General features: G+C 46.2%; 21 protein-coding genes and 1 tRNA gene. 8 read left to right on the forward strand and 14 right to left on the reverse strand.

Annotated features, from left to right (window positions below):
- Window positions 1-159: 159 nt before the first annotated feature.
- On the forward strand, window positions 160-1,668 hold the full coding sequence (istA, locus tag ACOGW3_RS07875; RefSeq protein WP_419901087.1) for an IS21 family transposase: 1,509 nt from the start codon (window positions 160-162) through the stop codon (window positions 1,666-1,668).
- A complete protein-coding gene (istB, locus tag ACOGW3_RS07880; RefSeq protein ID WP_419901088.1) occupies window positions 1,665-2,477 on the forward strand; it encodes an IS21-like element helper ATPase IstB in 813 nt (270 codons plus the stop codon). The genes istA and istB overlap by 4 nt, the downstream gene beginning before the upstream one ends.
- A 72-nt stretch (window positions 2,478-2,549) precedes the next feature.
- Here the strand turns inward: istB and ACOGW3_RS07885 are convergent, their stop codons facing one another.
- From ACOGW3_RS07885 to ACOGW3_RS07910, 6 genes are all read right to left on the reverse strand, one after another.
- Window positions 2,550-3,545 (reverse strand): tetratricopeptide repeat protein, encoded by a 996-nt coding sequence (locus tag ACOGW3_RS07885; protein ID WP_419902453.1) that lies wholly within the window; start codon window positions 3,543-3,545, stop codon window positions 2,550-2,552.
- The gene (locus tag ACOGW3_RS07890; protein ID WP_419902454.1) at window positions 3,532-3,915 is read right to left on the reverse strand and encodes a hypothetical protein; all 384 of its coding nucleotides are present in this window, start codon (window positions 3,913-3,915) and stop codon (window positions 3,532-3,534) included. Before ACOGW3_RS07890 ends, ACOGW3_RS07885 begins: the two co-directional genes overlap by 14 nt.
- A gap of 483 nt (window positions 3,916-4,398) precedes the next feature.
- The gene (locus ACOGW3_RS07895; RefSeq protein ID WP_419902455.1) at window positions 4,399-5,700 is read right to left on the reverse strand and encodes an RsmB/NOP family class I SAM-dependent RNA methyltransferase; all 1,302 of its coding nucleotides are present in this window, start codon (window positions 5,698-5,700) and stop codon (window positions 4,399-4,401) included.
- Between the two features lie 130 nt (window positions 5,701-5,830).
- Window positions 5,831-7,294, reverse strand: a complete 1,464-nt coding sequence (gene guaB / locus ACOGW3_RS07900) for an IMP dehydrogenase (protein WP_419902456.1) — start codon at window positions 7,292-7,294, stop codon at window positions 5,831-5,833.
- 271 nt (window positions 7,295-7,565) lie between these two features.
- The gene (locus ACOGW3_RS07905; RefSeq protein ID WP_419902457.1) at window positions 7,566-8,264 is read right to left on the reverse strand and encodes an RlmE family RNA methyltransferase; all 699 of its coding nucleotides are present in this window, start codon (window positions 8,262-8,264) and stop codon (window positions 7,566-7,568) included.
- Between the two features lie 203 nt (window positions 8,265-8,467).
- A complete protein-coding gene (locus ACOGW3_RS07910; RefSeq protein WP_419902458.1) occupies window positions 8,468-9,499 on the reverse strand; it encodes a Ppx/GppA phosphatase family protein in 1,032 nt (343 codons plus the stop codon).
- A 277-nt stretch (window positions 9,500-9,776) separates the two neighbouring features.
- Here ACOGW3_RS07910 and ACOGW3_RS07915 point away from each other — a divergent pair.
- Window positions 9,777-9,850 (forward strand) — tRNA-Gln (locus ACOGW3_RS07915).
- Between the two features lie 17 nt (window positions 9,851-9,867).
- On the opposite strand, the gene ACOGW3_RS07920 is transcribed toward ACOGW3_RS07915, so the two are convergent.
- Entirely contained in the window at window positions 9,868-9,990 is a 123-nt protein-coding gene (locus tag ACOGW3_RS07920; protein ID WP_419902459.1) for a hypothetical protein, read from the reverse strand.
- On the opposite strand from ACOGW3_RS07920, the gene ACOGW3_RS07925 reads away from it, so the two are divergent.
- The 3 genes from ACOGW3_RS07925 (at window position 9,977) to ACOGW3_RS07935 (ending at window position 12,861) form a co-directional block, all read left to right on the forward strand.
- Entirely contained in the window at window positions 9,977-11,209 is a 1,233-nt protein-coding gene (locus ACOGW3_RS07925; protein ID WP_419901077.1) for an ISL3 family transposase, read from the forward strand. The genes ACOGW3_RS07920 and ACOGW3_RS07925 overlap by 14 nt on opposite strands.
- A gap of 194 nt (window positions 11,210-11,403) precedes the next feature.
- Window positions 11,404-11,904: a tetratricopeptide repeat protein gene (locus ACOGW3_RS07930; RefSeq protein ID WP_419902460.1), complete on the forward strand. Its 501-nt coding sequence runs from the start codon at window positions 11,404-11,406 to the stop codon at window positions 11,902-11,904.
- 210 nt (window positions 11,905-12,114) lie between these two features.
- A complete protein-coding gene (locus tag ACOGW3_RS07935; protein ID WP_419902461.1) occupies window positions 12,115-12,861 on the forward strand; it encodes a tellurite resistance TerB family protein in 747 nt (248 codons plus the stop codon).
- A gap of 83 nt (window positions 12,862-12,944) precedes the next feature.
- On the opposite strand, the gene ACOGW3_RS07940 is transcribed toward ACOGW3_RS07935, so the two are convergent.
- The 6 genes from ACOGW3_RS07940 to argE all read right to left on the reverse strand — a co-directional run bounded on the left by ACOGW3_RS07940 (window position 12,945) and on the right by argE (window position 20,709).
- Window positions 12,945-14,690, reverse strand: coding sequence for an ABC transporter ATP-binding protein (locus tag ACOGW3_RS07940; RefSeq protein WP_419902462.1), 1,746 nt, complete (start codon window positions 14,688-14,690; stop codon window positions 12,945-12,947).
- A gap of 14 nt (window positions 14,691-14,704) precedes the next feature.
- Window positions 14,705-15,640 carry an ABC transporter permease gene (locus ACOGW3_RS07945; protein ID WP_419902463.1) on the reverse strand — a complete coding sequence of 312 codons (936 nt, stop codon included), beginning with the start codon at window positions 15,638-15,640 and terminating at the stop codon, window positions 14,705-14,707.
- Complete coding sequence (locus ACOGW3_RS07950; protein WP_419902464.1) at window positions 15,640-16,608, reverse strand: ABC transporter permease; 969 nt, start codon at window positions 16,606-16,608, stop codon at window positions 15,640-15,642. Before ACOGW3_RS07950 ends, ACOGW3_RS07945 begins: the two co-directional genes overlap by 1 nt.
- Before the next feature lie 63 nt (window positions 16,609-16,671).
- Window positions 16,672-18,267, reverse strand: a complete 1,596-nt coding sequence (locus ACOGW3_RS07955; protein WP_419902465.1) for an ABC transporter substrate-binding protein — start codon at window positions 18,265-18,267, stop codon at window positions 16,672-16,674.
- A gap of 69 nt (window positions 18,268-18,336) precedes the next feature.
- A complete protein-coding gene (locus ACOGW3_RS07960) occupies window positions 18,337-19,509 on the reverse strand; it encodes a M20 aminoacylase family protein (RefSeq protein ID WP_419902466.1) in 1,173 nt (390 codons plus the stop codon).
- Window positions 19,510-19,545: 36 nt separating this feature from the next.
- Entirely contained in the window at window positions 19,546-20,709 is a 1,164-nt protein-coding gene (argE, locus tag ACOGW3_RS07965) for an acetylornithine deacetylase (RefSeq protein ID WP_419902467.1), read from the reverse strand.
- A gap of 301 nt (window positions 20,710-21,010) precedes the next feature.
- Here argE and ACOGW3_RS07970 point away from each other — a divergent pair, with 301 nt between their 5' ends.
- Together ACOGW3_RS07970 and ACOGW3_RS07975 are read left to right on the forward strand one after the other, a co-directional pair.
- Entirely contained in the window at window positions 21,011-21,916 is a 906-nt protein-coding gene (locus tag ACOGW3_RS07970; RefSeq protein ID WP_419902468.1) for a LysR family transcriptional regulator, read from the forward strand.
- A 70-nt stretch (window positions 21,917-21,986) separates the two neighbouring features.
- Window positions 21,987-23,219, forward strand: coding sequence for an ISL3 family transposase (locus ACOGW3_RS07975; RefSeq protein WP_419901077.1), 1,233 nt, complete (start codon window positions 21,987-21,989; stop codon window positions 23,217-23,219).
- Window positions 23,220-23,267: 48 nt separating this feature from the next.
- Here the strand turns inward: ACOGW3_RS07975 and ACOGW3_RS07980 are convergent.
- Window positions 23,268-24,032: ROK family protein (locus tag ACOGW3_RS07980; protein ID WP_419902469.1), on the reverse strand; the 765-nt coding region annotated here is incomplete at its 5' end.

The raw sequence follows: 24,032 nt of genomic DNA on the forward strand, positions 1-24,032 counted from the left end.
GCCGGTTGCGACAACCACCTTGGCCGGTGGATCTGATCATTAAAAAGGGCGTGCCCGTTTGATAATCAGATCCACCGGCCAAGGCTTAATTTGGTGTTAGTTACAAGCTGCTGTGAGTTGATAAATTAGGAACCTCTAGATGTAATTGGAGGAACCTGTTTGCCGTATAAATTTATCACAGATGAACAACTGAGACTTTACATGACAGATAGAAAAACTCATGGTCAACGAACCGCCGCTGCCCGCGCAGGGTTTAGCGAACGCACGGCCCGCCGATTTGACGTTGATGCGACTTTACCGTCACAACGCAATATAAAGCGAGGGCGAACAGTTTCTGATCCGCTTGAAGATATCTGGGATAAGGACATCCTTCCCATTTTGGATAAAGACAACTCGGTCAAACCCATTACTTTGTTGCGCCACATACAGAGCCTCTATCCGCTCCGTTTTCCCGATGACCGTGTCAAGCGCACGTTAGAGCGCCGAGTTCGGGGATGGCGGGCTCTGAATGGCCCTGAAAAGGATATCATTTTCAGGCAAACACCTGAGCCGGGTTACATGGGCCAATCAGATTTCACGGATGCAGCCGACTTAAGTATTACCATTGCAGGAGATCCTTTGGTGCATCGGCTCTATCATTTTGTTCTGGTATATAGCCGATGGGAACATGTTGGGGTCGTACTTGGCGGTGAGAGTTTTACAGCCCTTGCGGAGAACTTACAAAATGCGCTTTGGTCCTTGGGGGGCGCTCCTGAAAACCACCGGACCGACAGCCTGTCTGCGGCCTTTCGGAATTTGAGCGTTGAGGAAAAGGAGGACATTACCAAACGTTATTCTGCTTTTGTTGAGCACTACGGTATGGAGGCCAGTCGAAATAACAGAGGGGAATCACACGAGAACGGTGCCATTGAATCTCACCACGGTCACCTTAAGACTGCGATAAAGCAGGCCCTGATTTTGCGTGGCAGTAATGACTTTGACACTTTGGATGAGTATCGGCGATTTTTGGACGAGCTGATTGCTAGACGGAACAAACATCGTGACCAAGATATCCAAACAGAGTTGAAATCTCTCAAGGCGTTACCTCCTCGGCGAACAACAGATTACACTGAAGTCGTGTCGAGAGTTACCAAAACAAGTGGTTTTTTAGTTAAGCAGGTTTTTTATAGCGCCCCTTCTCGCCTAATTGGTCAACGCTTGCGTGTCCATATTTACGATAACCGGATAGAAGCCTATCTAGGCAGCACTCATGTCGTCAGCCATTCTCGTGAGCGGGGGCACGGCAAAGGCCCCCGCATTCATGTTATCAATTATCATCACGTCATTCATGCTCTCAAACGTAAACCTCAGGCACTCGCCAATTCTATTTATCGTGACAGTATTTTTCCAAGAACCGAGTACTCCCTGGCCTGGACATTGTTTCAGAAAAAGTTGTCCCGCAGAGATGCGTGTCGTCAGATGGTTGGGATACTTTTCCTTGCGCACGAAGAGGCTTGTGAGGCCGAAGTCGCGCACCTGATTTCGAGAGAAATCAATGCAGGAAGGCTACCTTGCGCAAAAAAACTTAAGCTGAATATCACAAAAAAGAACACGGATTTACCTCCTGATATTCCCGTGGTTCAACCTTCATTATCAGTCTTTGATACTCTGTTGGAGGATCGGGCATGACAAACATTGAAGTGGATCAGCACAAGCTGCCTCTTATGCTAACTGACTTACGATTACCCAGCTTTCACAAACACTGGCAAGATATCGCAATCCAATCCGACAAGGAGGGCTGGTCAGCAGCCAGGTTCCTTGCCGTTTTGGCCGAATATGAATTGGCCGAAAGGGACACGCGACGCATTCAACGCCATCTCAACGCATCAAACCTGCTGGGCGGAAAAACTCTGGCCACTTTTAACTTCAAGCGGCTGCCTAACGTGAAAAAGGCGCAGGTCGAAGCCTTGTCTGCCGGTGACTGGATTGACGCAAGAGCAAATCTGATTGCCATTGGAAATTCAGGGGGAGGAAAAACTCATCTCCTATGCGCCGTAGGTTATGCTCTTATAGAGGCTGGATACCGTGTGCTCTATACGCAAACCAGTGATCTGGTGCAAAAACTCCAGGCTGCCAGACGTGAACTTATGCTCGAAAACGCCCTCGCAAAACTCGATAAATTTGATCTCATCATTCTCGATGATATTACCTATGCACAAAGGGATATATCTGAAACATCCGTGCTCTTTGAATTGATCGCCAGACGATATGAGTACCGAAGTATTGCAATTGCTGCCAATCAACCTTTTAGCGGATGGGACAATATTTTTCAAGATAAGGCCATGACCGTTGCAGCAATCGATCGTCTTGTTCACCACTCAACCATTCTTGAGATGAATATCGACAGCTACAGACAATGGGAAGCCGCCCAAAATCTCAAAAAAATGTTGCGGAAAACCACAAACAAAAAGGTGAAAAATATGCCTGAAGCATCGTAAATAAACGTCAGATCACAGCCGCATCAAAAGCGGCCAAGGTGGTTGACGCAACCGGACAAAGTGGTTGACGCTCTACACACCTAAACCATATGCTCTTTCGAAAATTAATCGTAAAGCATAGTCAAAATTATCTGATTGAGGGTATTTACTAAGAAAAGTATCCAAAACTGAAATCGCTGAAGTTCCATCGTCTAACTCCACCTTGCCCAAAAGGGCCAAATCATAAAGATAAGATCGAGGAAAATCCTGAATTATTTTTTCATAGTTCCCATTTATAAAGTAAATAAAATCTATAAATCCATGCCCTTCTTCCCTTAACAATTGATTTGCGAATGCAGCATCCTTTTCATCAAAAAAACCGTAGCTAGTAAACTCTGGCACATGCCCTTTTTCTAGAGCACGCATATCTTCAAGAGAAATAGGTATCCAAACTTCTGAAAAATCATCCCGCTGGCAGTCTTTGTTATTTTTGATATTTTTAAGTACTTTGCGAGCATAATCATGATCAAATTTATTAACCAACGCTCGCATATGGGCATGGATATCATGTCTAAATCGATAACTCCAAGATGCTCGAAACTTGTATTGTTGACAAATAAATCGCAACCCTTGGATATGTCGTCCTGAACCATAATAACTCGCGGTTACTAGCCCTTCGATTTTATTATAACCAATATCTTCTAAATTAAATTGTTCAATTATTTCTTCATAAAGTGAAGCTGATAATGAATATTGACCAATTTCAAACGCATAGTTGGCAACGGCTAATTCGGTGGCTAATTGTGATGATTGTCCAGGAAGTATTTGTGTAGCTTTCTCAAGGAGATCAGGTCTACTTTTCTCTAACAATTCAATCACAGCTTTAGCTGTACGTTGAACTTTTAACCCATTTTCACGAAAAATCAGAACCTTCGACCCACCAGTCGCGATGATGTTAATACTATCGTTTCCACCCGTTATTTGATTTCGGGAAATATCTTGTGCTGTGGGCGTTGCCCATACTCTTTGCTCTAACCAGAAAATCGAACTTAGAAATAGGACAATCAAGACTATTTTAGTTGGAGACATTCGAGCCTCCAGTAGAGATGACGTTTGTACTATTATCTCCTGAGTTTATGACGTTACTGTTATCACTATGGACTGCTCCCTCATCCCTAGGAGAAAATCCATTCTCGTAAAATTTGGTGGTGAGTAAAATTGCAGATCCAAAAACAATCACAATCGAAAGATAAAGAGCTATCTTAGTCTGGTCACTATAACTGATCTGAATGATATCTCGTCCTGCTGAGTTACTCTCATTACGGTTCAATTCTGTTACTTTATTATTTCCAGTTTTCTTCATAAATTTTTGAATAAAAACAATCAAGATAGCCGCGACACTACTGCCACCAAATATCCAATCGCTATTTTCTTTTAAGAAAAAGATAAAATCAGACATATTAATACTCTTTACTCAGTTTTAGTTTAAGAAAAATTGCAATGGCTTTGATGCTATACATGTCCAGAGATACAGCAATAACTGAAGAAATTTTTACCTAGAATATCTTTGGGCGCAAAACCATACCACTAATAATTGTAAATTCAAAAAATTATATGTTTGCGCCACAATATCTCGCCCACTCACTGGGGCCACTTGATTGGGAATTTAAACTATTGATCTCAATTCATCTTCGAAGTTTAAAACGTGATATAAAATGGCACATGTATCATTCAATTTTTGATAGGAAAACGCTTAACAATAACTAGGAGTTTTCTAAAAAAAAAGGATAAGAACAATAGGACTTTTCGACACTTTATTGCATGCCTACAATGCCACTATTATACAAATTTGAAGGTATAAGGATCTAATAAGAACACTAAGTATTAGATGCTGCGAATACGACAAAAGTTAGAAAATTTTAATAGTTAAAATCTCTCTACTTTAAGAACTTCTTTCCAGCACGGTACAGAAAAAGCCATCAAGTCCGTGTTGAGACGGGGTAAGTTTCATCGTTTGACCTTCAAATGGGCAATCGATATCACTCACCTCTGGCCACAACTGTGATGCATCCCGAAGATTGAACTCAGGGTGTTTATTCAAAAAACTCTCCACCTGATCACTGTTTTCACCATCAAAAAGAGAGCAGGTTGCGTAGATCATACGACCACCAACTTTCACGCACTTGGAAGCTTTCTCCAAGACATCGGCCTGCATAGCCTGGTAGTTCTCATACTTTTCTTTGGTAAGACGTAATCGAGCATCCGGTTGTCTTCGCCAAGTACCGCTACCGGAACAAGGCGCATCAACGAGAACCCGATCAAATCCTTTGGCTGCCATTTTGTGCAAATTATCTTTATTCAGGGTCGCATAGCGGACGTTTTCAACACCCGCCCGTTCCATGCGCGGCTCAGCCCGTTGCAGCCGACGTGCATCGACATCCATTGCAACGAGATCACCTTCGTTCCCAAGACATGCGGCCAGAGCTAAGGTCTTGCCCCCTGCCCCTGCGCAAAGGTCAATCACCGACATACCAGGCTTGGTATCACAAAGAATAGCGATGAGTTGAGAACCTTCATCTTGAACTTCGACAAGGCCTTCACGAAAAGCCTTACAGTTACCCAGAGCGGTTCGGCCCTGCACTCTGAGCCCCCAGCCAGAATGTTGCATGTCCTCACTGAGCACATCATCACCAGCCAGTAACTTTCTAGCTTTTTCCCGGTTCCCCTTTAGCAGGTTTACCCGCAGATCCAGCGTCGCTTCTTTTTGCAGCCCTGCCATTTCAGCAGTGGCATGCTCCGGCCCAAACTGTTTTACAAATAACTCCGAGATCCAATCCGGTAGCTCTCCCATCACCGCTTGCGACATATCAGGGTGATCTAATGATTGTCCTTGTAACGTTGCCAAGGCTTCGTTTTCAAAGTCACTTAACTTTTGCGGACTGTATTGTTCGCCATCACAGATTTCATCCAGTTCAGAAGCCCGCATGCCTTCAACCAGAACGACATAGGCTAAAACACTGGAGCGAATACCAGCTGCCAATCCTGCTTGAGTGGTCCACCAATCAAGACGGCATTTTGATCTGATGACACCGTAGACCCGAGAGCTGATATCACGGCGATCTTTGGAGCCAATAAAGCGACGTGCGCGAAGATAAGTGTTTACCACTCGATCCATCGGTAACGGGCTCTCCTGCACTTCGTTGAGGAGCTCTATTGATGTCTGGATACGGCCGTTAGGTCTCATAATGGGGTCTCTTACTCTTTTGAATTCGCCAGGTTTAATATGGCTCGGGGTGCCCAGGTAATGAAGTTGATAGGCGGGAACTAAAAAAGGGCGGCATAAAGCCGCCCTCTCAAAATACTCTTAAAAGAGCTTATAAGCCACCACGATAGTTAGGAGCTTCACGTGTGATTGTTACATCATGCACGTGGCTTTCTCTAAGACCTGCATTGGTAATGCGACAGAAGGTGCAGTTCTTACGCATATGATCCACTGTAGGAGATCCCGTGTAGCCCATAGAAGCCTTAAGACCACCGACCAACTGATGAACAATAGCAGAAGCAGAACCTTTGAAAGGTACGCGTCCTTCGATCCCTTCCGGAACCAATTTAAGGTTATCGGTTACATCCGCCTGGAAATATCGATCTGCTGATCCCCGTGCCATCGCTCCCATAGAGCCCATTCCACGGTAGGATTTATAAGAACGCCCTTGATAAAGGAAGACTTCCCCCGGGCTCTCTTCGGTACCACCGAGTAGGGACCCGACCATAACGGCCCGTGCACCAGCAGCGATCGCCTTGGCAATATCGCCAGAGTGCTTGATGCCACCATCTGCAATAATACCGACATTGTTTTTCTCTGCGACATCAACCGCATCGAGGATTGCAGTCAACTGAGGAACCCCAACACCCGCAACAATACGTGTCGTACAGATAGAACCCGGTCCGATACCAACTTTTACGGCGTCTGCACCAGCATCGATCAGGGCGCGTGTCGCATCGCCGGTGGCGACGTTACCAGCAACCACCTGCGCCGTTGGATAGAGTTTTTTGATCTTTTCAACAGCAGAGATAACGCCGCGAGAGTGACCATGAGCGGTATCGATCACCAAGAGGTCAACACCTGCATCGATTAGAGCTTCTGCACGTTCAAAGCCTTCCTCACCAACACCCGTAGCAGCCGCAGCACGCAACCTGCCGTGTTCGTCTTTGCAAGCGATTGGATGTTTGGCAGCCTTATCGATATCTTTCACTGTAATCAGACCAATGCAGCGATAGGCATCGTCAACCACAAGAAGCTTTTCAATCCGGTGTTGATGTAAAAGGCGTTTGGCTTCTTCACCCGTAATGCCCTCTTTCACTGTAATCAGGTTTTCACTGGTCATCAGTTCAGAAATTTGCTGGCTAGGATCAGCCGCAAAGCGCATGTCGCGGTTGGTTAGGATACCAACCAATTTACGGGTTTTGTCTTCAACGACAGGGAAACAGGAAAAGCTTACGCTTTCTTGAAGTCTGTGAACATCGGCAAGCGTCGCATTGGGTGGGAAGGTCAAAGGATCGGCAACCATGCCGGATTCAAATTTCTTAACCTTGCGCACTTCACTTGCCTGCTCTTCGATTGACAGGTTCTTATGAATAACCCCGATGCCACCAAATTGTGCCATGGCGATCGCCAAACGGCTTTCGGTAACGGTATCCATCGCAGAAGAAAGCAGTGGAATGTTGAGTTCAAGAGAGGCCGTCAGCATAGTGCGAGTATTGGCCTGGGCGGGAAGAACAGAAGATTCTGCTGGCAAGAGCAGAACGTCATCAAATGTGAGAGCTTCGCGGATGTGCATGTCAATCTTTCCCTTGTGCGCAGAGGAAACCGTGGTTTCCCAAATGGGTTGCCATCATAAAAATGGCTAAATCCGATTGACGCCGCATTCTACACAGAAGCGACCTAAAGCCAAGTGATTAAAATAAGTCTATTTCAATTATTTTAATCAAGCAGAGGAACTAGCGTAGATACGCCATCTTTTGGTGAAATAGAGATCATTTTCCCGGGGATAGTCTCACAACTAAATGACCATAGGCCCTAAAGCTTTAAATGAACTCAAGACGATAAATTTAAGATTTAAATCCAGTCGCAACCAGGAACATTTCTGAAGAATCTTTTCGACTGGCTTCGGGTTTAAAGTGGCGAACACTTTTGAATTTTGTTTTTACAAGCTTTAACAAATCAGCCTGAGCTCCACCTTGCAGAACTTTCCCAACAAAGCTTCCTCCAGGAACAAGAACTTCCTCGGCAAACATCAGTGCTGTTTCCATCAAGCCCATAATCCGCAAGTGATCTGTTTGTGGATGTCCTGTTGCAGCAGCAGCCATATCCGATAAGACAATATCAGCAGGACCGTTCATCTCTGCCTTGAGGCGATCAGGCGCATCGTCGTCCATGAAATCCCCCTGAAGAAAGATAACACCCGCAATCGGCTCAACTTCCTGGAGGTCAATACCAACGATATGCGCTCCCGGTCCACAGCGTTCAACAGCCACCTGGCACCAACCGCCCGGCGCACAACCCAAATCGACAATTCGCGAATTCTTTTTGAAGATTTTGAACTTGTCATCAATTTGCGCAATCTTGAACGCCGCCCGGCCACGATAGCCACGCTTTTTGGCTTCTTGCACATAGGGATCATTAAGTTGACGGTTTAGCCAACGGGCAGAAGAATTGGAACGCCGGGCAGCAGTTTTCACACGAACCTTTAGTCCGCGTCCCGAAGGATTACTGCTGGGGCGCGAGCCGCCTTTTTTCGATGAGCTCATTCTTCTGCTTTCTTATATATTTCGTGGCTTGGTTTTGGTGTCATGAATTATAGAATTCACCAATATCAGCCACTATCTCTTAAAATCTACAACGTTTCATAGTGTAACCAGCCCAAATTAACAAACTGAATTACAAAGGACAGATATAAGGATAGCGGTTTAGGGGCTACATTTCCACACAAGAACAGCCCCAAAAGGGTGACTTAGTTGCCGTTCATTAACTTATAGAGAATACCTTCGCGCAGGCCACGGTCTGCAACGCGCAACTGGGCCACAGGCCATAATTTGGCCAAGGCTTCAAATATGGCACAGCCCGCAACAACCAAATCTGCACGTTGGTTTCCAATACAGGGGTTCGCAACCCGCTGGGCATAGGTCATGCTGGATATCTTATGGCAAAGACCAATCGCCGTATCACAATTGATCAAGGTACCATCAACCCGGTTGCGATCGTAGCGCGGAAGCTTTTTATACACCCCGACCAATGTCGTCACCGTACCCGAGGTACCGAGCATTTGAATTTTTCCATCCCGAACGCGTTGGGCGAAGTCATACTTTTGCTCAAACTCAAGGAAATCTTCATAGATTTCCTGAACCATCTGCTGATAGATCTCGGGCGTAATATCACGTCCGCCGTATTTTTCGGCCAGAGTAACAACACCTTTGGAAACAGAGTACCAGTCTTCCATCATTGGCTTTGGCAATGCACGGCTAGAGCTTGATGTATCAAGACGAATCCAGCTCACCTCTGTACTGCCGCCACCAATATCAAAAATCAGTGCTTCGGGGACTTCTGGGTTAAGAAGCGGCGCACAGCCCATAATCGCAAGTGATGCTTCTTCACTGTTATCAATGATCTCGAGATCAAGCCCGGTTTCCTGCTTAACCTGCGCGATAAAGTACGCACCGTTATCAGCACGCCGACAAGCTTCTGTCGCCACGCAGCGAAGACGGGTCACGCCCCGGCGTTTAAGTTTACCAGCACAGATTTTGAGGGCAGATATGGTCCGGCGCATGGCATCTTCCGAGAGCTCGCCATTGCGACTGAGGCCTTCACCCAAACGAACGATCCGTGAAAAGGTATCCAGAACGCGAAAACTCTTACGGCTCGGACGTGCAACGAGCAGGCGACAGTTATTCGTCCCCAGATCGATCGCTGCGTAAATATTATTGTCCGCCCGCTGCTGTGCCCTCTTGGTATAGGGTCGTTTGCGGGTATGCGAAGTCGCCGTCAAAAAATTCTGCTCCTGATGCAGGCCGATACTCTGGCTGAATAAAACAATCAGCCCTCCCTTCTTACGAATTGCACAGGGGGTAGATCAACCACGGAATCGCAGAATCCCCCGGAAAAACGTATAAAATCACTTATTGTGTAAAAAACATGTTCTGTGTTCAAAAAGGTGTTGTAAGATCTTTTGGAACCGACTATATGAAGGCCCGAAAGTTACCGTAAGCTGGTGTCACAGCGTAAAATCTAGGTACTAAAACCTAAATATAAGACACAGCCCCTGATCCGGGATAGTTTAACGGTAGAACTAAGGACTCTGACTCCTTCAGTCCAGGTTCGAATCCTGGTCCCGGATCCAATTCTTCCTAAATCAAATCAGAATTTAAATTGGCTCTTCTCCGCTTTGTTGAGTAGAAAAAGATGCCGACCGCCAAGTAACCTGTTGATATGTATGGTTTCTGATAACTTTACATAGAGCAGGTATATGACAATCAACATCTCGCAGCATATTTTAGGCCTCAAAGGGCAACGTGTAAATGAAATTAAACTGGATGACGGCGGTGTTAAGATTGTCATTCACTGCAGCCGAGACGCGCGTAGGAGGGCTATAGACCCTGCTACAGGCCAGAAGGGAAGCATCAACCAGCATGTCCGCCGACAAGTAAACGACATCCCCCTTTTTGGGTATCCTTGTGTGGTCGAGATTGAGCTGGCGCAGGTTTATATTAACAAGGGCGAACGCCGCATTGAGGGGTGTGATTTTGTTGATAAAGGGTGCCGTTTCACTCACCGATTTTGCCGACTGATCAGTGGATTATGTCGGCATATGTCTATTCAAGCGGTTTCCAGACATTTGGATATACGATGGGAAACGGTCAAGAATATCGACAGGGCATACCTTATTGAAACTCTCCCTACGCTTGATCCTGCAGAGCTAACTGGCTTGGAATATATTGGTGTAGATGAAGTTGCCCGGGCGAAAGGTCATGACTACATGACGGTGGTCTACGATATGGTTGGCGGTCATCTGATCTGGGTTGAAGCAGGCCGAACTGCCGAGGTTTTTTCAAGGTTTTTGAAACAACTGCAACCAGATACAGCCTGCAAAATAAAGGCCGTAGCGATGGATATGGGGCCTGCCTACCAAAAGGCTGTCAGAGAGTCCTTGCCGTTGGCCGACATAGTATTTGACCGTTTCCACGTCATGAAAAACTACAGCAAAGCTATCCATAATCAGCGTCGACTTGAGTTCAGAAAGGCCGATCCAAGTGGTAAAGAGTTGATGAAAGGGACACATTATCTGTTGCTCAAAAATGCGGATAAGTTGAGTGAAAAACAAAGTGACAAGCTGCAAAGGTTGCTGGAGAGCAATAGCAACCTGAATGCACTTTACGTCTTGAAAGAACAGCTTCAGCTGCTGTGGAGTGCCGCTTCATTTGAGGCGATGGCGGAGCAACTGGAACGTTGGTGCCTGATAGCAGATCAGTCACAGATGCTCTATCTAAAAAAGTTCGCGAAATCCCTACGGAAACATTGTGTGGGCATCTGCAACTACGCCAAACACAAGCTCACAAGCGCCAGGATAGAGGCTGGTAATGTCAGTATAGGAATGATCCGTAAGCGAGCCAGAGGCATCAAGGATACCGAATACTTCAAACTCAAAATTAGACAATCATCCATTCCAGATAATCAATCTATGCTCTATTTGAAATCCTAAATCTACTCAACAAAGCGGAGAAGTGCCTTTAAATTCTACAAAGTACCTTTTACACCTTTGCACTTATCTATTTTCCACCTTAGCTTGTAAGAATAATCTTAGTACTTACATTCTATAAGTATAAGGGAAATCAGGTTGAAAATGATTTAGCTCTCAAATCTGAGAGATATTGTTACTTAGTTATGGGAGTAGGTATGACGCGATTTTTTGGGTACTTTGGACTTCTTATTATTTTCGTTCTTCTCGTCAAACCAATATTACCTGAGAACCGTGGAACCCAGCATCAGAGAGAAGCATTCACCGCTTATACAAAAGGATGTGAGAACGGCAATGCTCAGCTATGTGACCTAGTTGGTGTTTATTATTTCGGTAACAAAGTTGTAGATGTGGACTTAGACAAAGCTATCACATATTTTAAAAAATCTTGCCTCGGTGGATATCCTGCAGGCTGTCAACGGCTTGGAAGTATTTATAGAAGAGGTGACATAATTAACCAGAATTACAAAATGGCCGTCACATATTATAAAAAAGCCTGTGATGGAGACCTTGCTATAGGGTGCGCTTATCTGGGTTATTTATTTAAAAACGGGCTTGGCGTTGATCAAAATAACGAGATGGCTAATAAGCTATATCATAAGGCATGTGACCAAAGGCCTAATCAGGGATGCATAAATTTAAACGAACACGGTTGGTAATAAATACGGTATCTTTTTCAATCCTGTAACGTAACCAAGCAACTAATCGCCCCCCCCGAGCAACAAAAAATCTCACTGAGACATATTGTCCAGACCTTCGCTTCACTTGAATCCAAGGATTGAATTTTTTGCCCCATATCCCATATGACATCAGGCAACAGATCGAAAGATTGTGGTTGCTATTGGTTTCCATAGATATGACGGGACAGAATGTTTAACGCATCCAATCTGATCAATGAAGTGCTCGGCGCGGGCAGTGGCGCAAATATGCAGAAGGGGAAGGATTACCTTTCAAAAAATGCTGGTGGCCTTGCAGGAGGAGCTGTCGCGGGTGGCTTAGCCGGTTATATGCTTGGCTCTAAAAAGGGCCGTAAAATGGCGAAGAAAACCGTCCAGTACGGCGGCCTCGCCCTTGTCGCCGGATTGGCCTTCAAAGCCTATAAAAATTGGCAGGGCGGTAGGCCTCCAGGGCAAACAACTCCGGGGCAAACTTCAGCCCCCGCAACATCGCATATGCAAAGCTCCCCTCCTCCTATTTCAGAAATTCCTTCCGTTCCCCGGGACTCTGCCTTTGCAGTAGAACCTGAAACGGAGAATTCCAATTGTTTTGGCGCCGCCCTGGTGAGCGCCATGATTGCTGCGGCAAAAGCGGATGGTCAGATTGATGGTGCAGAGCAGGATGCCATCTTTGCAAAAATTGATGACCTCTCCCTATCCAACGATGAAAAAGCTTTTCTGATGGATCAGCTCAGAAGACCGCTTGATATCGATAGCCTCGTTGCCCTTGCCCAAAACAAGGAACAGGCCGTAGAGCTCTATGTCGCCTCACTCATGGCCATAGAAGTCGATAATCCGGCAGAGCAAGGTTATCTTGGTATGCTTGCTGCTCGGTTAAGCTTAGAGCCGGAATTGGTAGAACACATTCACGGCTCCATGGCAGAGGCCGCTTTGGTTTAAAAGAACCGCACCTATAGAATACAAAAGGGCTCTCCATTCGAATGAAGAGCCCTTTTCTAATAACAGGAACCAACGGTTTAACCTTAACTGGCTTCAGCTTGCCCTTCTTCGGCATGACCGGGTTCTTTGTTCATAAGTCCCGTATAACTCGGCATCAGACTGATTAGGTGTTTACTGTAATCATGCTTCGGCGCCACAAAGAGTTCTTCGGTCTCCGCAATCTCGACCATTTTCCCTTTCGACATCACCCCAACCCGATCGCACATCTGACGAATGACGGGAAGATCATGACTGATAAACATCATGGTCAAACCGAGTTCATCCTGTAGATCTTTGAGCAAGTTCAAGATCTGAGCCTGAATGGATACATCAAGTGCAGATGTTGGTTCATCACAGATCAAAAAGCGTGGCCGCGTGGCAAGCGCACGGGCGATAGAGATCCTCTGGCGTTGACCGCCTGAAAACTCGTGCGGGTACTTTACTGCCGCTTTAGCACCGAGCCCGACGTGATCAAGAAGATCATCCACAATCTGTCGGGTTTCAGCTTCGGAGCCCGCCAGTTTATGAAAGCGGATTGGTTCCGCAATAATATCCCGAACCTTCATACGTGCATTAACAGACGAGAAAGGATCCTGGAAGATCATCTGCATCTGGCGTCGATGAACGTTAAGCTCTTTACGCTTTTTGATCTTGGTAAGATCAGTCCCTGCAAAGTTGATCGATCCACCTGCAGATTTATAAATCGAGGTCACCAAGCGGGCGATGGTCGATTTACCAGAACCGGACTCGCCAACGATACCAAAACACTCACCGTTGCGAATATCAAAACTGACGTCATCCACGGCGCGTACAATACTGGTGCCACTACCAAACATACCGCCGGATTTGAATACCATCTCCAGGTTATCGACCTTGAGCAAAGGGCCATCGCTTTGACCAAAATCACGTGTTTTACCAAGCCAATGGGTCGATAGGTCCAGATCCTTGCGCTCGCCAGCGGCTTCGATACTTTCCACCATTGGGAAGCGGTGCAAACGCACATCAGGTCTTGGAACGGCTGATATCAAACTACGTGAATAAGGATGATCCGGGTTACCAAGAATCTTCGCCGTAGGTCCAGTCTCAACTACCACGCCTCGATACATAACAGCAACGCGATCAGCTACCTCGGCAATCACCCCCATATCATGGGTAATAATGATCATGCCCACGCCCTTTTCCCGGACCAGCTTCTTCAGAAGGTCCAAGATCTGAGCCTGGATGGATACATCAAGTGCCGTTGTCGGTTCATCCGCTAAAATGACATCTGGTTCAGCACACAGCGCCAAAGCGATAACAACACGCTGACGCATGCCCCCAGAGAACTGATGCGGGTAGTGATCTACACGCTCAGAAGGATTTGGAATACCCACTTGATCAAGTAGAGAGATCGCCCGTTCGCGAGCTTCTTCATCCGATAGGCCAAGATGTGTCTGTATCGTACCAATCAGCTGCTTGGAAATTGTCTCGAGCGGGTTAAGCGAGGTCAGTGGATCTTGAAAGATCATGCCGATCCGCTTACCCCGGATCTTACGCATTTCAGCTTGCGAACGGCCGCTGATATTTTCCCCCTCGAGAAAGACGTCTCCCCCACCGACGCGACCGGGGCGCTCTAACAAGCCCATAACTGCGTTACCAATGGTCGACTTACCCGCGCCAGACTCACCAACTACACCAAGGATTTCACCACTGGCGACAGATAAGGAAACTTCCTTAGCCGCAATGACATCCCCATGGCGAGAGGGAAACTCAACAATGAGGTTCTTGATATCTAGCAATGTTTTACTCATGACATCACCCTCTCTTAGCGCAATTTGGGGTTCAGGGCATCACGGAGCCAATCACCCAGAATGTTGACGGAAAGCACCAGAATAACCAATGCGGCCCCAGGGAAAATAGTGATCCACCATTCTCCAGAGAACAAATAGTCATTACCAATACGAATTAGAGTACCAAGCGACGGCGATGTCGGTGGCACACCCACACCAAGGAACGAAAGTGTTGCCTCTGTAATCACAGCCAAAGCCAATTGAATAGTCGCAATAACAAGTACTGGCCCCATCACGTTGGGTAGGATATGGCGCACAAGAATGATCCAATCCGGGAGGCCAATAACCTGCCCCGCCTGAACATACTCTTTGTTGCGTTCCACCATCACCGAACTTCGAACCGTTCTTGCATACTGGACCCAGAAACTAAGACCAATGGCAACCACAAGAACATAAACAGCGAGTTCATCGTGAGTTTCACGCGGCATAATACCACGAGCAACACCATCGATAAGCAGCGCAATCAGGATCGCCGGAAAGGACAGTTGTACATCCGCAATACGCATCAGGATCGAATCAACAACCCCGCCTGCATATCCAGATATGAGACCAACAGCGATCCCAAGGATTGCTGCAAGACCAACCGAGGCAAAGCCAACGATCAGGGAAATCCGCGAACCATAAAGAATGGTTGAGAAAACATCCCGGCCCTGATCGTCTGTTCCCAGAAGATAGGAGGCATTACCCTCTTCTTCCCAAGCAGGGGGAAGGAGCGCATCAAAAAGATCAACGGTCGCAAGATCAAAAGGATTATGAGGCGCGACAAAGTTTGCAAAAGCAGCCCCAAATACCATGAGAAAAGTCAGAATGGCCGCGATAATTGCGCCAGGAGACCCTTTAAAATTCCACCACAAATCACTCTCGACAAGACGAGTGAAAAAGGAAGGTCTTTCGTTTGATATATCGCTCATTAGCTCTGCACCCGCAAACGTGGATCAACGACAAAATAGAGAATATCGACGATCAGATTGATCACGACAAAAACGAAGGCAATCAATAATAAATAAGCCGCCATTACCGGGATATCGACTTCTGATACCGCCTGAATAAATAACAGCCCCATACCCGGCCACTGGAAAACACTCTCGGTAATAATGGCAAAGGCGATAATCGAGCCCACTTGCAAACCGATAATGGTAATAACCGGAACCAACGTATTTCGAAGTGCAATAGAAAAATTGATCAAACGTGGGCTCAAGCCCCGGGCGTGCGCAAATTTGATATAGTCTGTCCGCAGCACTTCAAGCATTTCCGCCCGGACCAAGCGCACAATCAAAGTCATTTGGAATATGGCCAGTGTTATCGCGGGTAAGATTAGCGATTTCAGGCCACTAGCGGTCAGGAAGCCCGTTGACCACCAACCGAGATCGACAACTTCACCGCGTCCAAAGGTCGGCAGCCAGCGCAGTGTTACGCCGAAGAAAAGAATAAGAAGAATACCAATGAGGAATGTTGGTAGAGAAACGCCCATCAGCGACAGCGTCATAAATCCACGGGTAAAAAGTGACTTTGGCTTAAGGGCCGTATAGATCCCCATGGGGACCCCCAGCGCCAGGGCCAGGAAAGCAGAGATAAGGGACAGCTCTAGAGTTGCCGGAAACCGCTCAGCTATGAGACCACTGACGGGTTGCCGTAACCGATACGACATTCCAAAATCACCCTGTACAGCATTAGAAATAAACCGCCCGTACTGAACAAGGAAAGGATCATTTAAACCGAGTGATTCTGTCAGAGCTTCACGTTCGGCCAGAGTAGTATCTTGACCAACCATATTGTTGATGGGATCGCCGACAAATCGGAACAGTGCAAACGCAATCAACCCAACAACCAGCATCACGACAATCGACTGTAACAGTCGCATCGAAACAAACTTGAACATAACGTCCCCTAATAAAATGGGGGCCTCAAAAGCAAGAGGCCCCCTGTAGCAATTACAGCAAACTTATTTGCCGATTACAACATAACGCAGATCAAGAACGTTATCTGCACGCTGAGAAAGAGTTACACCGTCACGAACACCCCAAGACAAAGGCTGTTGGTGAAGCGGAAGGTAACCAACTTCTTTCTGAAGAATTGAGAAAGCTTCAGCGACCATGTTTTGACGCTTAACCTGATCAGTTTCTCTTTCAACGTTTCCTGCGATCTCATCGATACGGGCGTTGGAATAGTGACCATAGTTGAATTGGCCAGTATTCTTTTCAGTATCAAAAGAAGACATCAGGTTGAACAGAACGTTGTGAACGTCCATTGAGCTTGGTGTCCAACCCAAGAGGTAGAAAGATGTGTCGTTACCGTTTTGTGGGCTAACTTTGGCAAAGTACTTTGATTTCGGCTGAGCATTCAAGTCAACCTTGATGCCAACACGTGCCAACAAACCGACAACTGCCTGACAGATTTTCTCGTCATTTACATAACGATTGTTCGGGCAATCCATGCCGAGTTCAAAACCTTCGGGATAACCAGCTTCTGCCAGAAGTTTTTTGGATTTTTCTGGATCATAAGCGTAAGGGTTATTCAGATCAGCATCAAAACCGTTGATCTGTGGAGCCACGAGAAGACCAGCAGGAATAGCTGCGCCACGCATGATCTTTTTGTCGATAGCGTTCAAATCAATAGCATGCGCCATTGCTTCACGAACACGCTGATCTTTAAACGGGTTCTTTCCTTTGATGTTGGAATAGAGCAGCTCATCACGCCACTGATCCATACCAAGGAAAATTGTCCGCGCTTCAGGACCGGTTAAAGGACGAACACCTTCAGCACTTTCCAGACGCTTCCAATCCTGTACAGGAACAGGATAAACCAGATCCAACTCTCCAGAAATCAAAGCAGCAACACGTGTCGCACCTTGAGAAATTGGTGTGAAATTCACTTCAGTAACGTTTGAAGCAATATCTTTCCAATAACCATCAAATCTTTTGAAAGTTGAGCGGACGTCAGGTTGACGCTCGGTCAGAATAAACGGGCCTGTGCCATTTGCATGTTGAGCAGCATAAGTAGCTGTTGAATCAGCAGATTTAGGGCTTGTAGCCTCTACTGCGTTATGCTTTTCAGCCCACTCTTTGTCCATCATGTAGTAGGAACCGAGCTCACGCGGCAGAATTGGGTTTGGAGCAGGAGTTTCTACTTCAATAGTGAAGTCATCAATTTTCTTGATGTCTTTGATACGAGCGCCATAGCCCTTCATATCAGAGCCAGGAGTTAGAGTACGCTTCCAAGAAAAAATAACATCATCGGCATTAAAGTCGCCGCCATCGTGGAACTTCACGCCTTCACGGAGCTTGAATATCCATGTTGTTGGCCCAGTGTTTTCCCAACTTACAGCCAAACCAGGCTGAATAACCATGTTGTTATCATAGTTCGTCAGACCTTCGTAGACATTACCGAGGAAACCAAGAGTAAAGGTTTCGTTCAGGCCATGCGGATCAAGAGACTGTACATCGCCTTGAAAGGACCATTTTAAGGTTTCTGCATTCGCAACCCCGGCACCAAGTGCGAGCACACATGCACTTGCCGCGAGAATATTTCTTATTTTCATTTTGATACTCCCTGTGTTTACCACCAAAGACCTGATGGCCTAATTTTATACTCAGACTTTTTTTTATACTTATCTTTTAGCAGGCATAGCTGTTTCAACCAGCTTAGCCCAATATGAACAACCAACGGGAATTATTTCGTCGTTAAAGTTGTATTTAGGATGATGTACCGGTGCGGTGTCACCATTCCCTAGGAAGATGAACGATCCTGGGCGCGCATTCAACATAAAGGCAAAGTCTTCTCCGCCCATCGTTGGATTTGCATCCGTATCAACCCGATCTTCACCTGAAATCCCCGAGGCAATATCTACCGCAAAGGATGTTTCTTTCACATGGTTCATAACAACGGGATAGTTCCGCTTATAATCGAGAACCGCTGTGGCTCCATGTGCTTTAGCTGTATGTTCAACAACTTCCTGAATACGTTGTTCCGTGAGATCACGAACACCTTCATCCAGCGTCCGAACCGTACCGTTCAATGAAGCTGTGTCTGGGATAACGTTGAAAGCCGTACCCGCGTTGCAGGTTGTCACTGATACAACAACGGATTTTACAGGATCAACACTACGCGAAGCAATCGATTGCAGGGCCAAGATAATGTGGCTGGCAATAACAATAGGATCAACGGTTTCATGTGGTTTTGCCGCATGACCACCGGAACCCTGAATATCAATGGTAAAGATATCAGTGGCCGCCATCAAAGCGCCTGGGCGGGTACCAAAGTTTCCAACAGGAACGCCAGGCCAATTGTGCAAGCCATAAACTTCCTGGATGTTAAAACGGTCCATCATGCCATCTTCAACCATTTCACGACCACCGCCGCCGCCTTCTTCAGCAGGTTGGAAAATCACCGCAACGGAACCATCGAAATTCCTGGTCTCAGATAGGTATTTTGCTGCTCCTAAAAGCATCGCAGTATGACCGTCATGCCCACAGGCATGCATTTTCCCATCAACCTTAGATGCATAATCTAAACCGGTCTCTTCATGGATTGGAAGCGCGTCCATATCAGCACGCAAACCAATAACCTTGCCAGAGCTGGTATCGTTACCCTTAATAATGCCAACAACGCCCGTGCGCCCGATGCCTGTCACAACCTCATCCAGACCGAACTCTTTTAGCTTTTCGGTTACAAACCCTGCGGTTTGTTCAACATCAAAAAGAAGTTCCGGGTTTGAATGGATTTCACGTCTCCACCCTGTAATTTCATCATGTAGTTCGGCAAAACGGTTAATAATCGGCATTACTATTCCCTGAGTATATTTTTTATAGTTTGTTGTTTAACTTGCCAGGCGTTCGATCAACTTGCGTTGAAAATCTTCGCCGGCATTTAGTTGTTCAATAGATAAAAATTCGTTGGCCGCGTGTGCTTGTGCGATATCACCCGGCCCACAGACGATGGTCGAATAGCCACCATCCTGGAACTGTCCAGCTTCAGTACCGTAGGAGACAACGTGTTCTGCATTGTCGCCCGTTATCTGACGAACCAGGCGTTCTGCAGCACCATCATTTTCACGGCGGCAACCGGGCACATTTGCGAGCACGTCGATAGTTATTCCGGTAGACGGGTCTATCGCTTTCATTTCGGCTTCTAACTCGGCGACATAAGCGCGGTATTCCTCAAGATACTGTAGAGGATCTTCAGTCGGAAGAACTCGAAAATCGGAAGAGAATGAGCAGTCTTTAGCCGTGATATTATGAGCAGTTCCGCCATGGATCACACCACAGTGCAGGCTGGTATATCCAGGCTCAAACAAAGCGTTCTCGGCAAGATGTTCTGTCCGTAGTTTGTTCTCTTTTGTTTTCTGCTCATGCCAGACAACCAATTTGGCTGCGATATGAACGGCCGAGACCCCTGTATGCAACAGACTGGAATGAACCTCTAACCCGCGAACTTTTGTCATTAGACCTATCACACCCTTATGCCCGCTCACCACCTGCATCATCGTTGGCTCGCCAACGATAACAGCTTCGGCTTTCACCCTAGGCGCCATGTCTTCAACCATTAACGGCGCACCAAGACAGCCGATTTCTTCATCATAGGACAGAGCAAGATGGATTGGTCTTTTCATATTAGACCGCAGCATTTCTGGAACCAGCGACAGAGCGATGGCTGAAAAAGCCTTCATATCTGCTGTGCCACGCCCATAGAGCAAACCATCTTTTTCAATCACCTCAAAAGGATCGGTGTCCCAGGGCTGCCCATCGACAGGTACAACATCAGTATGACCGGATAAGATAACACCACCATCCGTATTCGGACCAATGGTCGCCCACAAATTGGTTTTTGTTCCATCTTCATTCGGAACGCGTTGGGAGGATACGCCGTGTGAAGACAGATATTCTTCGACAAATTCGATCAGGGGAAGGTTGCTGTTTCGAGAAACAGTATCGAAAGCAACCAGCTTGGTAAGCATTTCTTTTGCTGAGTAGTTACCAGCCACAGATATCTCCCTATTCAAAATTTATCGCACCAATTAATTGGTACAAAAACCATCCCTTAATTGACTGCTCTTTATTCTCTAATTGGAATTTCAGGATCATGAGATCCTCCATGAAATCCACATGAGATCGTTTGGCAATCTTATTTGAAGAACAGGGAATTACCGTAAACAACAATAGTCGGCCACATGTTGTAGAACAGCAACTCTCCCGATCTTCCCTTTTAGGAACCACGAACTTTAATTTGAATCAATGCATAATGATGTATATAGGTATGCAAAAAAAGCATAATGGATTTTTGAAATGCGGATGCGCCAACTCGAAGCTTTTCGGGCCACGATTATTAACGGGACAATTTCGTCTGCGGCTAAAAGCCTGAACACAACACAACCAACGATAAGTCGCTTACTTGCCGATCTCGAATACTCCTTGAAGCTTACTCTATTGCATAGGAGGAAGGGTCGGGTTGTCCCTACCGAAGAGGGTATGATCTTTTACCGTAAACTGGATGAGGTTTTTGAAGCGTTTACCAAGTTAAAATCTACCGCAGAAGAAATATCAAGGGACCGAAAACAGGAACTTCGAATTATATCCCTGGGCGCGCTATCTATCAGTATTGTACCTGAGATCATGGAAGAATTTACCGCAAATCATCCCGAGATATCCATTACCATAAACACTACAGACGTAAAAAATTACTTCAATATGATCATGGATGAAAACCTTGATATTGCCTTTGGCAACCAGATGGGAGAGCAACCTGGTGTCGAACAGGTAATTCTTGCAAAGGTAGATTACGTCTGCGCTCTTCCCCCAAATCATTCTCTCTGTGAAAAAGATATTGTATGTGAGGAAGACCTGGTGGGAGAAAAACTCATAGCCCTGGACAGTGACGATGTACTGGCTTTTCACCAGCACACCGATCTTTACAAAAGAATTAACCCCATTACCCAGTTCAGCACTCAACACTCAGCAAATGCTTATTCGCTGGTCAATCAAGGTCTATGTTGCGGCGTACTGGAACCTTTTTCTGCCAAGGTATGGGCGGCATCCGGGGTAGAAATCCGCCCCTTCAAACCAAAAATTTCTTATAAATATTCTGCCTACTATCAAGAGACCAGAAAGAAAAATCCACTCATCCGAGAACTGGTAGATATTGCGGCTCGAAAATTCAAGAAATATGAGGCTCTTCTCCGCTTTGTTGAGTAGAAAAAGATGCCGACCGCCAAGTAACCTGTTGATATGTATGGTTTCTGATAACTTTACATAGAGCAGGTATATGACAATCAACATCTCGCAGCATATTTTAGGCCTCAAAGGGCAACGTGTAAATGAAATTAAACTGGATGACGGCGGTGTTAAGATTGTCATTCACTGCAGCCGAGACGCGCGTAGGAGGGCTATAGACCCTGCTACAGGCCAGAAGGGAAGCATCAACCAGCATGTCCGCCGACAAGTAAACGACATCCCCCTTTTTGGGTATCCTTGTGTGGTCGAGATTGAGCTGGCGCAGGTTTATATTAACAAGGGCGAACGCCGCATTGAGGGGTGTGATTTTGTTGATAAAGGGTGCCGTTTCACTCACCGATTTTGCCGACTGATCAGTGGATTATGTCGGCATATGTCTATTCAAGCGGTTTCCAGACATTTGGATATACGATGGGAAACGGTCAAGAATATCGACAGGGCATACCTTATTGAAACTCTCCCTACGCTTGATCCTGCAGAGCTAACTGGCTTGGAATATATTGGTGTAGATGAAGTTGCCCGGGCGAAAGGTCATGACTACATGACGGTGGTCTACGATATGGTTGGCGGTCATCTGATCTGGGTTGAAGCAGGCCGAACTGCCGAGGTTTTTTCAAGGTTTTTGAAACAACTGCAACCAGATACAGCCTGCAAAATAAAGGCCGTAGCGATGGATATGGGGCCTGCCTACCAAAAGGCTGTCAGAGAGTCCTTGCCGTTGGCCGACATAGTATTTGACCGTTTCCACGTCATGAAAAACTACAGCAAAGCTATCCATAATCAGCGTCGACTTGAGTTCAGAAAGGCCGATCCAAGTGGTAAAGAGTTGATGAAAGGGACACATTATCTGTTGCTCAAAAATGCGGATAAGTTGAGTGAAAAACAAAGTGACAAGCTGCAAAGGTTGCTGGAGAGCAATAGCAACCTGAATGCACTTTACGTCTTGAAAGAACAGCTTCAGCTGCTGTGGAGTGCCGCTTCATTTGAGGCGATGGCGGAGCAACTGGAACGTTGGTGCCTGATAGCAGATCAGTCACAGATGCTCTATCTAAAAAAGTTCGCGAAATCCCTACGGAAACATTGTGTGGGCATCTGCAACTACGCCAAACACAAGCTCACAAGCGCCAGGATAGAGGCTGGTAATGTCAGTATAGGAATGATCCGTAAGCGAGCCAGAGGCATCAAGGATACCGAATACTTCAAACTCAAAATTAGACAATCATCCATTCCAGATAATCAATCTATGCTCTATTTGAAATCCTAAATCTACTCAACAAAGCGGAGAAGTGCCAAATATGAAACGACCTAGGGCCTAGACCCTAGCTTTTTGTCGATTTGAATGCGTGTAGAGTTCAGCGTTAAATTCATAGAATATGGGAACACTGGCAGCACCATGCGCAGGAGCAGATGGCGCACTAACACCAAGCAAAATGCGTTCATCCAAAGGCTGAAGCTGTGTCACTACAGAGGGCAATGGGGGTAACATCTGATCAATCAGTGCCTGTGCAATCCGGGTAGGTAGTAGTCCACCAATGAAAATAACCTCTGGATCAAAAGTACTTTCAAGAGCGTGAATCCCGATGCGTAGTTTTTCAGCAGCTTCATTTAACCAAGCCATAAAGGCGGGGTCTCCTTCATCAAACAATTTTTCCAATTGTTCAGGTGTTCGTTGCGTGCTGTCGGTCTCTCCAATGGCTTCATATGCCGCTCGTAAGGATACATAGCGCTCAAAACACCCTTTGTTGCCACATTCACAAGCAACACCATCAGTCTCAACAACAATATGGCCTATCTCCCCCGCGGCTCCTCTAACCCCATGATAAACCTGACCGTTAAGAAACAATCCTGCTCCCAGACCCATTCCAATAAAAACATAAACAAAATTTTCGAATTTTTTTCCTGCGCCGTGAAGGCGCTCAGCAATCGCTGCAGCATTTGCATCATTCTCTATAATTACTGGTAAACCAGTACGTTCTCGCAAATGTTCTTCTATTGGAAAATCAACCCAACCAGGGCCAACTCCTGTAGGTCCACTGACATCAAATGGACCGGGAATTGCGACCCCAACACCAAAAAC

This window comes from Kiloniella sp., from assembly GCF_965205715.1.
In the GTDB taxonomy this organism is placed as follows: Bacteria; Pseudomonadota; Alphaproteobacteria; order Kiloniellales; family Kiloniellaceae; genus Kiloniella.

Bases quoted from the DNA above. Each gene is read 5' to 3' on its own strand.
- ACOGW3_RS07905 (WP_419902457.1), bottom strand. From the start codon at position 8,264: ATGAGCTCATCGAAAAAAGGCGGCTCGCGCCCCAGCAGTAATCCTTCG.
- guaB (WP_419902456.1), bottom strand. From the start codon at position 7,294: ATGCACATCCGCGAAGCTCTCACATTTGATGACGTTCTGCTCTTGCCA.
- ACOGW3_RS07890 (WP_419902454.1), bottom strand. From the start codon at position 3,915: ATGTCTGATTTTATCTTTTTCTTAAAAGAAAATAGCGATTGGATATTT.
- ACOGW3_RS07935 (WP_419902461.1), top strand. From the start codon at position 12,115: ATGTTTAACGCATCCAATCTGATCAATGAAGTGCTCGGCGCGGGCAGT.
- ACOGW3_RS07960 (WP_419902466.1), bottom strand. From the start codon at position 19,509: ATGCCGATTATTAACCGTTTTGCCGAACTACATGATGAAATTACAGGG.
- ACOGW3_RS07955 (WP_419902465.1), bottom strand. From the start codon at position 18,267: ATGAAAATAAGAAATATTCTCGCGGCAAGTGCATGTGTGCTCGCACTT.
- ACOGW3_RS07885 (WP_419902453.1), bottom strand. From the start codon at position 3,545: ATGTCTCCAACTAAAATAGTCTTGATTGTCCTATTTCTAAGTTCGATT.
- ACOGW3_RS07895 (WP_419902455.1), bottom strand. From the start codon at position 5,700: ATGAGACCTAACGGCCGTATCCAGACATCAATAGAGCTCCTCAACGAA.
- ACOGW3_RS07925 (WP_419901077.1), top strand. From the start codon at position 9,977: ATGACAATCAACATCTCGCAGCATATTTTAGGCCTCAAAGGGCAACGT.
- ACOGW3_RS07970 (WP_419902468.1), top strand. From the start codon at position 21,011: ATGCGGATGCGCCAACTCGAAGCTTTTCGGGCCACGATTATTAACGGG.
- ACOGW3_RS07945 (WP_419902463.1), bottom strand. From the start codon at position 15,640: ATGAGCGATATATCAAACGAAAGACCTTCCTTTTTCACTCGTCTTGTC.
- ACOGW3_RS07975 (WP_419901077.1), top strand. From the start codon at position 21,987: ATGACAATCAACATCTCGCAGCATATTTTAGGCCTCAAAGGGCAACGT.
- ACOGW3_RS07930 (WP_419902460.1), top strand. From the start codon at position 11,404: ATGACGCGATTTTTTGGGTACTTTGGACTTCTTATTATTTTCGTTCTT.
- ACOGW3_RS07940 (WP_419902462.1), bottom strand. From the start codon at position 14,690: ATGAGTAAAACATTGCTAGATATCAAGAACCTCATTGTTGAGTTTCCC.
- ACOGW3_RS07920 (WP_419902459.1), bottom strand. From the start codon at position 9,990: ATGTTGATTGTCATATACCTGCTCTATGTAAAGTTATCAGAAACCATA.
- ACOGW3_RS07950 (WP_419902464.1), bottom strand. From the start codon at position 16,608: ATGTTCAAGTTTGTTTCGATGCGACTGTTACAGTCGATTGTCGTGATG.
- istB (WP_419901088.1), top strand. From the start codon at position 1,665: ATGACAAACATTGAAGTGGATCAGCACAAGCTGCCTCTTATGCTAACT.